14 protein-coding genes and 1 pseudogene are annotated in these 12,692 nt (G+C 69.1%); 11 read left to right on the top strand and 4 right to left on the bottom strand.

Going from position 1 to position 12,692, the window contains the following annotated elements; translation table 11 throughout:
- From FREUN1FDRAFT_RS19285 to FREUN1FDRAFT_RS19265, 5 genes are all read left to right on the top strand, one after another.
- The coding region (locus tag FREUN1FDRAFT_RS19285; RefSeq protein WP_006541821.1) for a phosphatase PAP2 family protein at positions 1–298 on the top strand (298 nt) is incomplete at its 5' end.
- Positions 299–368: 70 nt separating this feature from the next.
- Positions 369–1,121, top strand: coding sequence for a hypothetical protein (locus tag FREUN1FDRAFT_RS19280; RefSeq protein WP_006541820.1), 753 nt, complete (start codon positions 369–371; stop codon positions 1,119–1,121).
- A gap of 27 nt (positions 1,122–1,148) precedes the next feature.
- Positions 1,149–1,640 carry a hypothetical protein gene (locus FREUN1FDRAFT_RS39935; protein ID WP_006541819.1) on the top strand — a complete coding sequence of 164 codons (492 nt, stop codon included), beginning with the start codon at positions 1,149–1,151 and terminating at the stop codon, positions 1,638–1,640.
- Positions 1,641–2,158: 518 nt separating this feature from the next.
- Complete coding sequence (locus tag FREUN1FDRAFT_RS19270; RefSeq protein ID WP_006541818.1) at positions 2,159–2,773, top strand: adenine deaminase C-terminal domain-containing protein; 615 nt, start codon at positions 2,159–2,161, stop codon at positions 2,771–2,773.
- A gap of 12 nt (positions 2,774–2,785) precedes the next feature.
- On the top strand, positions 2,786–3,913 hold the full coding sequence (locus tag FREUN1FDRAFT_RS19265; protein WP_006541817.1) for an isopenicillin N synthase family oxygenase: 1,128 nt from the start codon (positions 2,786–2,788) through the stop codon (positions 3,911–3,913).
- Between the two features lie 107 nt (positions 3,914–4,020).
- Here the strand turns inward: FREUN1FDRAFT_RS19265 and FREUN1FDRAFT_RS19260 are convergent, their stop codons facing one another.
- A complete protein-coding gene (locus tag FREUN1FDRAFT_RS19260) occupies positions 4,021–5,376 on the bottom strand; it encodes an MFS transporter (protein ID WP_006541816.1) in 1,356 nt (451 codons plus the stop codon).
- A gap of 122 nt (positions 5,377–5,498) precedes the next feature.
- Between FREUN1FDRAFT_RS19260 and FREUN1FDRAFT_RS19255 the strand changes: the two genes are divergently transcribed.
- From FREUN1FDRAFT_RS19255 to FREUN1FDRAFT_RS19240, 4 genes are all read left to right on the top strand, one after another.
- Entirely contained in the window at positions 5,499–6,500 is a 1,002-nt protein-coding gene (locus FREUN1FDRAFT_RS19255; protein WP_006541815.1) for a LysR family transcriptional regulator, read from the top strand.
- 111 nt (positions 6,501–6,611) lie between these two features.
- On the top strand, positions 6,612–6,950 hold the full coding sequence (locus FREUN1FDRAFT_RS19250) for a hypothetical protein (protein WP_006541814.1): 339 nt from the start codon (positions 6,612–6,614) through the stop codon (positions 6,948–6,950).
- An 11-nt stretch (positions 6,951–6,961) separates the two neighbouring features.
- Positions 6,962–7,288, top strand: coding sequence for a hypothetical protein (locus FREUN1FDRAFT_RS19245; RefSeq protein WP_035952348.1), 327 nt, complete (start codon positions 6,962–6,964; stop codon positions 7,286–7,288).
- Positions 7,269–7,673: a hypothetical protein gene (locus FREUN1FDRAFT_RS19240; RefSeq protein ID WP_006541812.1), complete on the top strand. Its 405-nt coding sequence runs from the start codon at positions 7,269–7,271 to the stop codon at positions 7,671–7,673. Before FREUN1FDRAFT_RS19245 ends, FREUN1FDRAFT_RS19240 begins: the two co-directional genes overlap by 20 nt.
- A 348-nt stretch (positions 7,674–8,021) precedes the next feature.
- On the opposite strand, the gene FREUN1FDRAFT_RS19235 is transcribed toward FREUN1FDRAFT_RS19240, so the two are convergent.
- Together FREUN1FDRAFT_RS19235 and FREUN1FDRAFT_RS19230 are read right to left on the bottom strand one after the other, a co-directional pair.
- On the bottom strand, positions 8,022–9,575 hold the full coding sequence (locus FREUN1FDRAFT_RS19235) for a flotillin family protein (protein WP_006541811.1): 1,554 nt from the start codon (positions 9,573–9,575) through the stop codon (positions 8,022–8,024).
- Between the two features lie 78 nt (positions 9,576–9,653).
- Positions 9,654–9,863, bottom strand: a complete 210-nt coding sequence (locus tag FREUN1FDRAFT_RS19230; protein WP_006541810.1) for a hypothetical protein — start codon at positions 9,861–9,863, stop codon at positions 9,654–9,656.
- A gap of 197 nt (positions 9,864–10,060) precedes the next feature.
- Here FREUN1FDRAFT_RS19230 and FREUN1FDRAFT_RS48090 point away from each other — a divergent pair.
- Positions 10,061–10,492 (top strand): annotated as a pseudogene (locus FREUN1FDRAFT_RS48090) (WD40 repeat domain-containing protein); the annotation flags it as partial.
- A 66-nt stretch (positions 10,493–10,558) separates the two neighbouring features.
- Positions 10,559–11,215 (top strand): WD40 repeat domain-containing protein, encoded by a 657-nt coding sequence (locus FREUN1FDRAFT_RS19225; protein ID WP_232295285.1) that lies wholly within the window; start codon positions 10,559–10,561, stop codon positions 11,213–11,215.
- 642 nt (positions 11,216–11,857) lie between these two features.
- On the opposite strand, the gene FREUN1FDRAFT_RS19215 is transcribed toward FREUN1FDRAFT_RS19225, so the two are convergent.
- Entirely contained in the window at positions 11,858–12,688 is an 831-nt protein-coding gene (locus FREUN1FDRAFT_RS19215) for a hypothetical protein (protein ID WP_006541807.1), read from the bottom strand.
- Positions 12,689–12,692: the final 4 nt, after the last annotated feature.

Genomic DNA, 12,692 nt, shown 5'->3' with positions numbered 1-12,692 from the left:
GCCCGCGGCGTCCCAGCCCGTGGTACCCGAGGCTTTGGTATCCGAGTCCGCGGTGTCCCACCCCGCGGCTGCCCGGCGCGTGGTCGCCGTCGCCCGGTGGCTGTGGCTGCCGGCCGCGGTCGCCGCCCTGGTGCTTCCACTGGTCGTGGCCTTCTGCCGGACCTACCGGGGAATGCACTACCCCTCCGACGTCATCGCCGGCCTGTTCCTCGGAACCTGCTGGTTCTTCGCGGTCAGCGCGGCGGTGCTGTCCCGAGCCTGGCGTGCCAGCGCCCCAGAAACGGGGATGTCGTTTTAGCGGGACGATCTCGGGTACCCGGCATCTCGTGTCGCGATAGTCCCGCGAAGGCGCGAAAGGTCGGTGCGTTGTGTCCCTGCTTGCCTGGGCCATCCTGGTGGTCCTGCTTCTCGGTGCGGTCTTCGCCGCGGCCGTTCTCGTCGACCGCTCCCGGTCCGCCCGGCTGCGCAACAGATTCGGACCCGAATACGAACGCACGCTGCACGAGGTCGGCGACCGGCGGAGCACCGAACGCCACCTCGCGGGTATTGCGCGGCGCCGGGACAGTCTCGACATCCAGCCGCTGGGGGCCCCGCGCCGGGCGGCGCTGAAGACGAGTTGGAACACCCTTCAGGCCCTGTTCGTGGACGAGCCGGTGACTGCCACCACCCGCGCCGACGATCTGATCACCGCTGTGCTGCGCGAGCGCGGGTATCCGACCGCCGACCGTGCCGAGACCGCGGATCTGCTGGCCCTGGATGACCCGGCGCTGTCCGCCGCGCTCCGCACGGCGCGCCGCGGAGAAGCCGGCGCGGCCGACACTGGGGGTGCTGGTGGCGCCGGGGGTGCCGGGGCGGGCCCGAACGAGACCAGTACGGATGCGATGCGCCTGCGTTTCCTGGCACTGCGAGCCGTGTTCGACGGCCTTGTCGCGCCGGCCGACGAGCGATCCGCCGACGGTCCGTCGACCGACATGGGATCTCGGGCCCCGGCCGGTGCGTCGTCGACCGGTAACCCGGCGGGCGGTGCTGTCGCCGGTGGATCTCCGGCTGACACGAATCCGTCCGATGACAGCCCGCCGGTGCGAGTAGCCGCACTTCCCGGCCGTCGGCAGCGTTCCTGAAAGCCCTGAGAGTGGGAGGAAGCTCAGATGAACCTCGACGATCGCTCGACCCGAACGGGCGTGTATCCCGCCGTTCCCGAAGCCGCCGCCGACCGTCCGGCACACCGCCCGCCGGGCATCGGCACCGAGAAGGCCCCGGCGGGTGTCGGCGCCGAGAAGGCGGAGCGGGAAAGGAACGAGAGGGAGAAGGCAGCGAGGGCGGAGGGGGCTGGCCGGACGCAGGGCCCGGGCAAGGCCGAGAAGGCGGCGGCGGAGGCCGAGGCGAGCGCGTCGGGCCGGCTGCGGGAGCGGTGGCAGGAGGCGCTGCTGTCGTTCGTCGACGATCCGCGGGAGGCGGTGCGGCAGGCCGACCAGGTGCTCGACGACGCGGTCAACCAGCTCACCGTGGCGGTGCGACGGGAGCAGGAGCGGCTGCGAGCGGCCTGGCGGGAGGACGGGGCCGCGTCGACCGACAGCCTGCGCGAGGCGCTGCGCGGCTACCGCGACTTCCTGGAACGAGTGGTGGCAACGCCACGCTGAGGCCCTGCTCTCACCGGGCTTCCGGTGACCTTTCGAGGCGGATTGACCACGCTGGCAGAACGTCATCCGAAGCGTCGACGGTCACACCCAGGGAGATCAATTAAATGTGATCCTGTTCTCACCTCATTGATCGCCGTCGTGGTGGGAAACAGTGGGCTGACACGGGCGGGCGACTTGTTTCGGTGAGGTCTCGGCGGGGAGCGGCGGAGAAAAACTGCAACATGATGTGATCGCAAGTTTCATGTTCACCTGGAAGCTCTCATGCTGGCAGTTCGGCATAGTACGGAGATTCCGAAACTCCGAGTCTCGGACCTCTTCGATATCACTGGTGTCGCCGACTGCCAGTATGAAGATTTTCTGTTAGGGTGGGTGTGTTTCTGTGACGACTCACATCGAGCCGGTGGCGCCGGCCGTACGGCGGCGCGCGGTTCGGGCCGCCCAGGGCCTGGAGCCGTTCGACCTGCTGCTGACCGGCGGGACGGTCATCGACGTCGCGACCGGCCGCCTGCGCCCCGCGGATGTCGGCATCGTCGGCCCGGCCCGACGGCGTCACCCGCCTGATGGTCCTCGACAGTCCGGTGGCGAGCCGCTGGGCCGAGGCCGACGTCCTGATCTCCGGCGGGGTCGCCGAGATCCCGGCGGGCTGCCTGCTGCAGGTGGTCGTCCACCGGCACGGGCGCGCGCCGCACGCCCCGCAGGCGGCGCTGCTCTCCGGCTGGGGTGACTGGACGGGCGCGGTCGCCACGACCCTGTCGCACGACACCCACAACCTGGTCGTGTTCGGCCGCGACCCGGCCGAGATGCTGCGCGCGGCCCAGGCGGTCGTCGCCCACGGCGGCGGGATCGCGGTGGCGCGCGCCGGTGCGGTGATCGCCGAGGTTCCGCTGCCGATCGCCGGCATTCTCAGCGACCGCCCGGCCGCCGAGGTCGCCGAGCAGCAGCGTGCCACCCAGCAGGCCGCCATCGAGATCGGCATGCCGACGGCGCCACTGACCCAGCAACCGCTCTTCCACGTCCTGGCCGCGACCCTGCCGTGCATTCCCGGGCCGCACCTGACCGATATCGGCGTCGTCGACGGCGACACCGGAACGATCGTGCCGTCCCTGCTCGTCTCCGCCGGGGCGAGCGCATGACACTTCGCCTACATGCCGCAGCGGGACGTCCTGCTGCCCTGGCGGCGCGTGCTGGCCAACGCCTGCCTGGGCCTGCAGATGCAGGATGAGTCGCGGCGGGCGGCGCGGGCCGCGGCCGAGGCCCATCCATCGACAACCGTTCTGGCAGGAGGTCAGGAAATGAGCGGTCCGGTTCCGGTCACGACCGAGGGCGAGGAGACCGGGGTTCCGGTCATCGACATCGCGGGGCTCACCGACCCCGAGCTCCGCCCGTCGATCGTCGCCGCGATCGGGGCGGCCTGCGAGCGCGTCGGCTTCATCGTGATCACCGGCCACGGTGTGCCGAGCGAGCTCGTCGACCGGATGTACGAGGTCAACCGGGAGTTCTTCGAGCTGCCGCTGGAGCACAAGCTGCGGTCCGCCTCCGCGCGCGGGAACCTGTACCGCGGGTACGGCTCGGTCGAGGCCTTCGGCCAGGAGTCCGTCGTCGAGGGCTTCGAGAACGGCCGGTTCGACGACGCGGCGGATGTCGCCGCGGCGGGGTACGGTCCCGAATGGTCGGAGGACTTCGAGGGCAACATCTGGCCCGCGCAACCGTCGGCCTTCCGCCCGGTCTGGCGCGAGTACTACGCGGTGATGGAGGGGCTGTCGGCCCGGCTGATGGCCGCGTTCGCCGAGGCCCTCGACCTGCCGGCCGACTGGTTCGACGACAAGTTCGACCGGCACACCTCGTATCTGAACGCGAACTTCTACCCGGCCCAGCCCGAACCACCGGAGGAAGGCCGGATGCGCCGTGGTGCGCACACCGACATCGGCAGCCTCACCATCCTCTACCAGGACGGAATCGGCGGCCTGCAGGTCTTCGACCGCACCGGCCGGTGGTGCGACGTCCCACCGGTGCCCGGCTCGTACGTGATCAACCTGGGGGACATGCTGGCGAAGTGGACGAACGACCGCTGGGTCGCGACCGAACACCGGGTGGTGAACCCGCCGGCCGAGACCGCGCACCAGCCACGCATGTCCATCCCGTATTTCCAGCACCCGAACTTCGACGCGCTGATCGAGTGCATTCCGTCGTGCACCAGTGAGAACAATCCGCCCCGCTACCGGGCGGTGCTGGCCGGCGACTGGTCGAAATACCGGATGAGCCTCGCCGTGTGAAGAACCCCACCAGGCCCGGCTCGAACGAGCCAGCCCCCTCCACGGTGGGCCGGCGAGCATGGGCCGGCGAGCTGGGGTGGCACCCGCCGACCGACGCGGGCACACGATCACTTTACCGATATGGCCTTTCCGGCGTCAGTCGATTTGACGCGGCCGCTTTCGGCCGGTGCATCGAGCACCGGATCGGGCAGGTGCGTCCGTCGGGGCAGAAAAAGCGGGGTGGCGAGGAGAAGGACACCGGCGGCGGTGATGGCGGTGAGCGGGCTGGTGAGCGTCGCGAGGCCTCCCCAGATCGCCATGAGGGACGCCTGGGCGATTCTGCTGCTGATGCTCCATGCGCTGAGGACCTGTGCGGTGTGGTCGGCGGGCGCACGCCGCAGGCGTTCTGTGGCGCTAATCGGGTTGAAGACGCCCATACAGATGATCAGCAGGGCCTCGGTGGTGATCACGATGAGGAGTCCGGCGACGCCCGGGCGGGTCAGGGCGAGCCCGAGTGGAAAGGTCGAGCGCAGCCAGCCGGAGACCATCAGGACGCGGTACTGCCCGTAACGGGTTACCAGTAGTGCGCAGCTACGGGCACCGGCGAGGCCGCCGAGGGCCGGGAGGCCGAACGCGAGGCCGTACTGCCAGGCGGGCAGGTGGTATTCGTCCAGAAGAAGGACGGTGAGGAGCGGGCTGGTTGCCATGATCAGACCGTTGACGGTCATCGCGTTCAGGAACAGACGTCGAAGCGCGTGGTCGCGGAAGATGAACCGCCAGCCACTCAGAATGTCGAGGCCACGTGAGCCGGCGGCCGCCTCGCGGGGTGGTGCGGTGCGCGGTGCTGTGGTGCCGGGCGCTGCGGTGCGCGGTGCTGGGGTGCGGGGTGGCGCGGGTCGGGGCGCTGCGACGTCGCCGCCGCGGATGCGGAGGATTCCGAATGCGGAGAGCAGATAGCTGACGGCGTCGGCGGCGACGGTGATGACCGGGCCGAGGAGCCCGATGAGTGCGCCGCCGAGCGGCGGGCCGGCCGCGGTCGCCATCCAGCTCGTGCCCTCGAACCTCCCGTTCGCGACGAGGAGATGCTCCGGGCTGACGAGGTGTTTCAGGTACGCGCCGGAGGCGGCGGTGAAGGCGATACCCGCCGTCGCGGAGATGACCGAGACGGCCAGCAGCTGGCCATAGGACAACAGGTCGAAAAGGTAGGCGGCCGGAACGCTCGCCATGGCGAGGAAGCGAACCAGATCCATTGCGATCATCACGGAGCGCTTGTTCCGGCGCTCGACCCACGGACCCAGCGGAATCGCCACGCCGGCGGCGACGGCGAGGCTGGCCGCGCCCAGGAGCGAGACGGCGAAGGCCGGCGAGTGCAGCACGCGGACCGCGAGGAGCGGGAACGCCCCGAAGGCGATCCACGTGCCGTAGGTGCTCACAGCGTAGGCCGACCACAGCCAGCCGAACCCAGCCCCCAGTCTCGCGCGCACACGGCTCCTTCTGACAACCAGCGGTTTGGATGCCCGAATCAGATCAGCCGCGCTACCAGACGATCAAACAACGATTCTTCGGCGTGTCACAACGATCGGTTGTGTGCTCCTAAGGTGAGCCGGTGGACACCGAGGCAGTGCGATCGTTCGTCCGGGCCGCCGAGCTCGGCCAGCTGCGGCAGGCGGCCGACGAGCTGGGCGTGACCCAGCAGGCGGTCTCGAAGCGGATCGCGGTACTGGAGCGCGAGCTGGGAGCCCGCCTGTTCACCCGCTCCGCCCGCGGGGTTGAGCTGACGCTCGACGGCCAGGCGTTCCTCCCGCACGCGCGGAGCATCGTCGCGGGGGTCGACCGCGCCATCGCCGCGGTCAGGCCGGGCTCCCGGGCCCTGCGGATCGACGTGCTGGGCCTGCGAAGCGCGCAGGCCGTCGTCCTGCACGACTACTGGCGGTCGCATCCCGAGACCGACCTCGACGTGGTGACCCTCAGGGTCGACGACCCGCGGGTGGCGGCCGCCGCCGTCGGGACAGGGGAGATCGACGCCTCGTTCCGTACCGTCACCGACCAGGCCCTGCTGCCACGCGACGTGCGGATGATCCACGTGTTCGACTCGCCGCTGGAACTTCTCGTGGGCCCGAGACATCCACTCGCCTCCGCGCGGAGCCTGACACCGGCGCAGCTGCGCCGGCATCGGATCTGGATTCCGGGCATCGCGCCCGGCAGCGAATGGTCGGATTTCTATGACGAGCTCGCGGCCGACTTCGACCTGCGCATCGACGCGGCCGGCCCGCACTTCGGCGATGAGGTGCTCCTGGACGTACTCGCGGATTCCGCCGACGTGGCCACTCTCGTCGGGGAACGCGACCGGTACCTCTGGCCGACGAACCACGACCTGCGCCGCATCCCCGTCGTGAATCCGACGCCCGCCTACCCGCTTTCGCTCATGCTCCCCAGAACGAATCCACACCCGGGGCTTCATGCGATCATCACCCATCTCGGCAGCCTTCCGAGGCTCCCCGCGACGGCCTGGCTCCCGTCCTGGGCAGCGACGCAGTTCAAGCAGAGCGAATTCGAGCGGTCGGACGGCCGGTGGTCGTTGTCTCGCCGTGTCGTTGTTCGGCCGTGAAGTCGTTCTGTCGTGTAGTTGGTTCGTCATGTCATCATGCCGAATTTCCTTTTCCTTTACCGCATCGTGTTTCGTCGCGCTCTGCGGTCCGTTCAGGATGGAGAGGCCCTCATGGCCGAGATCTCGCGCGCCCAGATCGAGAGCATCGTCACCAAAGTCACCGAGGAGTTCGCCCAGGAGGCCCAGGTCAACGAGCGGGAGGCACTGCGGGTCTCCGATTTCAGCGAGCACGCCGCGACCCTGAACAAGATCGGCGGTGACTCGGCCTGGTCGATCAGCTACAGCACCTCGGCCGCGGAGATAGCGGGCACGGACGTCCTGCGGTCCCAGGCGAACAACACCGCCTGGAGCATCAGCTACAGCACGTCCTCCAGCTCCATCAACGAGATAGCCGTCCAGCCCACCGAGGTGGCTGTGCAGCCCGTCGTCGACAGCGTCGTCGAGCAGTAGCAGCAGTGGCAGTGGCAGCCTCGGTCATCGACGATCTGGTCTGGTCCGGCGTCAACAACCTGCTGGACTCCTATGTGCACGTGGAGGCGACCGACCAGGTTCTGGTTCTTTACACGAGTGACAGCCATGAGGCTGCCGCCTGGGTCTACGCGGCCCTGGAGGTTCGCCGGATCTGCGTGAGCCGTGTCTGGATGGCGCCGCTCCACGACGACGGGTTCGTGGAGCGGCTGGCCTCGGCCCTGCCCGATCCGTCCGAGGTCACGGGTCGTATTGTCGTCCTGACCTTCGAGCGGGACACGATGTCCCATTCGCTGCGTCATGTACCTGAGCCAGCCTGACCGTCTCCTGGCAGAGCTCGTCAGGCTGGCCCGGCCCGGCGCACTCCTCTCGATCCTCACGGTGAACCCGGATGCCGTGGCGATGCGAAGCGGCCTGCAGGGCCGATGGCGCGACACCATCGACCAGCTCCACGGCACGGCGCCGGTGGACGGTCAGTACCAGCTCGGCGAGGCGCATTCGCTGCAGGCCGTCTCGGCGTTCCTGACGTCGGCGGGAGCGCCGGTTCTTGGCTGGCACGGGGTCGGCATCTTCACGGACCACATCACCGAGGAGATACGGGTGCCGAATCCCGCGGAGATCATGCTGGCCGAATGGCTGGCGGGTATCCGTGACCCCTATCGGCAGATCGCCCGCTGCTGCCATCTCGTCGCCCAACGCGGGTGATCTGGCCGCGCGGGAGCGCCGGCCGCGGCGTTCGCGGCTGTTGCGTTCCGTGGCGGCGGGGGACCGATAGACCGATCAGGCGGTTCGCGCGAGCCCCGTCTCGTAGGCGTAGACGACCGTGCGCTGGGGGCTGAGGCCCTTCGACTATGTCGGCATGAACGTGTACGTCGGCTGACCGGAAGGTCAGGCGGAATTATGCCTTCCCGTTGGCTCTGCCCGCCATCCCGCGCCGCCTCACCTCGTGACGGGGCCGCTCGTGGTCCGTTGTGCCCGGTGTGCGCGGCTGTCGGAACGGGCAGCCCAGACTGCACCGCGAGAGCCTGCGCCGGTGGGTTGGACAGCCGATTCCTACCGGCTGGGCTCATCCGGGCCGTCGGTCGTGTTCTGCTCGACAGTGGCATCGGGCGACCGCACGGCCGGAACCGACGCCCTGTCGCTCCCGCCGGTCCTGGGACTGGTGCCGGTGCCGTCGGCGGTGGCTGCGGCCGACGGCTTACCGTCCGACGACCCGCCGCTCAGCAGGGAGCGGGCCAGCTGCAGGCCTGTCGCGCCCTGGGAGAGCGCGGCGGCCAGGGTCTCGCTCAGGCCGGCCGCTCCGTTCAGGACGATCAGCTGGTCGATGGCGCTGAACTGCTTGGCCGCGGCCTCCACGATGGCCGGCCACTGCTCGGCGAGCTGCTGGCCGATGACGGCTTCCTGGTTCGTGGCGAGCGCGTCCGCGCGGGCCTTGATGGATTCGGCCTCAGCCAGGCCCCAGGCCCGCAGCGCCTCGCCTTCCGCCGCGCCGACAGCCCGGCGGGCATGGGCGTTCGCGTCACCGACCGCGCGGGTCGACTCCGCCTCGGCGGTCGCCAGCATCCGGATCTGGGTCGCCCGGGCGTCCGCGTCGGTGCGGATCCTGGTGGCGTCGGCGGCCGCGGCGAGCTCGACCTCGCGGGCCGCGGCCTCTGCCGCGCTGATCTGCGCGTCACGGGTGGAGCGTGCGAGCGTGGTCTGCTCGTAGGCGCGGGCGTCGGCAGGCTTGCGGATCGAGGCCTGCAGCCGCTGCTCCTCCAGCTCGGCTTCCAGCTCGGCGACCCTTGTCTGCTCCACCACGACCTGCTGGTGCGCGGCGGCCTCGGCCAGCGGGCCGGCCTGGGCGGCGCGGGCGGTGGCCTCGTCGATCTCGGCCTGGAAGCCGGACTGCTTGATGGAGCTGTTGCGCTGTGCCTCGGCCTTCAGCGCCAGCGCGATCTGCTCCTGCTCGGTGGCCTCGCGGTCGGCCTCGGCCTCGGCGATCCGGGCCTGCGCGGCCACGGCGGCCACGTGCGGGCGGCCAAGGTTACGGATGTATCCGGTGGGATCGTCGATTTCCTGGACCTGCAGCGAGTCGACGATCAGACCGAGCTTCTCCATCTCGGTGCCGGAGCTTGCCCGGGTCAGATGGGTCAGCTTCTCCCGGTCACGGATGAGGTCCTCGACGGTGAGCTGCCCGACGATGGCGCGCAGGTGGCCGGCGAAGACGTTGTGCACGCGGGTATCCATCTTGTCCTGCTGGTCGAGGAAGCGGCGGGCCGCGTTCGCGATGGAGACGTAGTCGTCGCCGACCTTGAAGATGACCACGCCGCGAATGCCTACCGGAATACCCTGCTGGGTGACGCAGTCGATGCCGAGCTGGGCGGCCCGCAGATCGAGCGACATCCGGCGCACGGTCTGGACGCCGGGCGGAACCAGCACACCCTTGCCGGTGACAATCTTGAAGCCGAGGCTTTCGGCCACAGCGTCGTCCGCGCCCTTCTGCGCCCGCAGGCCGGAGATAATCAGTGCCTCGTTCGGCTCGGCGACCCGCCACATCAGTTTGAAGAGCAGCACCCCCAGCACCAGTCCGACCGCGACCACAATGATGATGGTTATGAGCGTCACGATGCCTCCGTCGTGCACAGGAGAACCTGTGGGTCTGAGGTCCTGGGGCTGCGGCCGATCGGGCCGGTGGTGCTTGCGCTACATTCGGACAACTGTCACCGTGCGTGGGGGAAAATATTCGACAACGAGAACCCGGCATCCGACGGGAATTGTCGTCTCCGGGTCGTCGGCGTAGGCGTGGAAAGCCTCGGAGCCGCCACGAACGGTGATCATTATCTCGCCGACCATGCCTGGAGCGATTTTTCCGGTCACCCGTCCTGCCTTGCCGATCACGGCCTGGTCGGCCATTCGGTCCTCCACACGACAATGGTTGATCGTAGACGCTTCTGCTCGCCTTGCAATGCCCCGGTGATTGGCAGGAGCTGTCGCCCAGGCGACCCCCGGCGGCCTCCATCGGGCAATCATCCCAGGTGGGCAGGGGTGCGGCGGTGGGCATTCACCGACATCTGGCGGTGGCGCCGCAGCGGCGCTCGCCGGCGGGGCGGATGGGACGTGCCTGCGAGGGGTTGTCGGCCGATCGACCGGCGTCAGAGGATGCGGGCCGAGGCTGCGGAGTCCTCCGCGGCGGCCCGTCGCGGAGCCGTTCATCCGGCGGATCCGTGCCCGCCGGCCGGAGCGGCGTGGGGAGGGACGGGTGCATGCGGGGCACGAGGGTGTCAGCCTTCCGGGACGGGCATCGCGTGCTTCGGTTCGTGCCGAACATGGGTCCGGGATTCATGGGAATCGGCCAGATGGTGTTCACGCCGAACGGTCGCCACCTGGTGACCGGTAGCGTCGACCGGAAGGCAAGGTTGTGGGATGTCGCGGATCCCGCCGTACCGGTACTGGTCGCCGCCGTCACGCATCGCGGTCGAGTACACGCCGTAACCTGCTCGCCCGACGGTGAGCTGCTGGCGGCAGGCGGTTCCGACCGGAGAACAACGCTCTGGGGTATCGCCGCTCCGGAGGCACCCATTCAGCTGGCAGCCCTGGATAACCAGCGAATGACCGTCGACGCGGTTGCTTTCGCCCCCGACGGTCGGTTCCTGGCAACAACAAGCGGTTACCGGTCGCGGTTTTCGGCTGTGGGTGATCGGGCGGTGACTATCTGGGCTGTCGACGACGCGGCCGCTCCGTCCCGGGTCTCGGTTCTCCCCGCGCACCAACAGCCGGTGCTGGCGGCAGCATTCTCCCCGGATGGCTCGATGCTTGCGACGGGTTGCACCGACAGGACGGTGCGCCTGTGGGACGTCAGGGATGTGACGAGCCCGCGTCGGCTGGCATGCGCGGACTGCGAGTCGATGATCGGCTCGGTCAGCTTCTCAGTCGACGGGTCGCTGTTGTATGCCGCCGGCTTCGAAGGTGTGACGCTGTGGGATCTTGGGGCTGATGTGACCGCACCAGTCAGGCTTTCGACACTCCCGCACCGTCGTGAGGTCCTCGCGATGGCGGTCACCGCTGACGGGCGGCTGGTGGCCAGCACCGACGGATCGAAAATTCTGCTCTGGGATGTCAGCGATCCCGCTGTGCCACAGAAACCAGAAGAGCTGTCCAGAAGCCGCGCCGAGGTGTGGTCCCTGGCATTCTCTCCAGACGGCCGGCTGCTGGCGGGCGGTGACTCGAACGGCACGACGACCCTCTATCACGTCGGAAACAGCTGAACCTGGGCCGCTCCCGTCGGTGGTCTTGCCGGGGGTGCGTGGGCCTGATATCTACCACTGCGCGGGTTTCTGCTGGCTGTATCGTGTGTCGTCTCCACCATCGAGGGTGGCCAGGCAATGCGGCCGGAGGCTCTGGATGGATCTGATTCCCGCAATCGACGACGACGGTCGGCTGGGGCGCTGCACCTGCGGCGAGTACGCCCGGTGCGAGTATTGGTGTCCGGAGGACGCGGAGGCATGGTGCGGCGACGGCGAGACTACATGCTCGGAGAGATTCCTTTGGGCGGACCTTCGTTGGTACCCTGTGGATTTCTTCGGAAGCCTCGGAGGAGGAATTCATGCTCCTGTTTCGCGAAAACGACTGATGGTCGGGAGCCGCAGCGACCCTTCGGCCCGCCAGGACGGGGCCGTGGTTTCGGTGGTCGCGGAACCGACCGCGGGCCAGGTGTTACGCCGGATGCTGCGCTCTCCTGTGTTCCTGGGTTACGCCCTGGCCTGTGCGGCACTTCATGTCGCGGCCCTCGGCGTCACACCATGGCTGCTGATTCCCGTGATTCCTGTCCAGGGCTTCGGGATGGGTTTCCTGTTGGCGAGGACCTTCAGGGAGGACGCGTCCGGTCGCACCCAAGGAGAGCGGGTGGGTCAGGACGGGTGGGCCGGGTCGGCGACGAAGTGCAGGTAGCGGTCCGCGGAGCGGTGCATGGCGGCGTGGCCGTCGGTGCGGACGATGGTCTGCCAGAAGGCGCCGTAGATGGCCTCGAAGGCGAACGGCTCCAGCAGGCGGATGGCTCGGCGGACGGTTTCCGGGCGCTCCGGGATGTAGTTCGGGTACGAATACATGAAGCTCACATACCGGCGGTCGAGGACGACCTGCAGGATGTCCCCGGAGAACAGCGCCCCCTGGCCGTTCTCGCCGCCGGCGTGGTGCAGCACGGTGCCGCCGTCGAAATGCACGCCACCGTTGACGAGGGTGAGGCCCTCGCCGATGGTGAGGGTGTCGCCCGTCCACAGGTCGACGGCGGGGGAGCGGCGGCCGAGCCACCGCTCGTCGGCGGCGTGGACGTAGACGGGTACATCCCCGAAAGCGTGGCTCCAGTCGATCATCGAGCCGTAGAAGTGCGGGTGGCTGACGGCGATCGCGCTGATGCCGCCCAGGGTGTTGACCTGGGCGATCAGGTCGTCGTCGAGGTAGGGCACGCAGTCCCAGAGGATGTTGCCGCCCGGGGTGGTGACGAGCAGCGCCCGCTGGCCGATGGAGATCTTCGGCTCGGCGCCGATGCCGTACACGCCAGGGCCCTCGGGTTCGAGCCTGCCATGAAAGCCCTCGGCGCGCAGCGTCCCGAGGGTGGTCCAACGCTGACCGTCCCAGCCGACGTACTGGCGCTCGTCCTCGCACACCGGGCAGTCAGGCCGCGGTGCGTCGTACTGCACGCCGCAGGTGGCACAGATCGGCAGGTCGGTGGCGAGGTCCATGGGG

The sequence above is a fragment of the Parafrankia sp. EUN1f genome (genome assembly GCF_000177675.1).
Taxonomy (GTDB): domain Bacteria; phylum Actinomycetota; class Actinomycetes; order Frankiales; family Frankiaceae; genus Parafrankia.
Note: the sequence above shows the minus strand (reverse complement) of the source record. Positions and strands in the feature narration are given on the sequence as shown.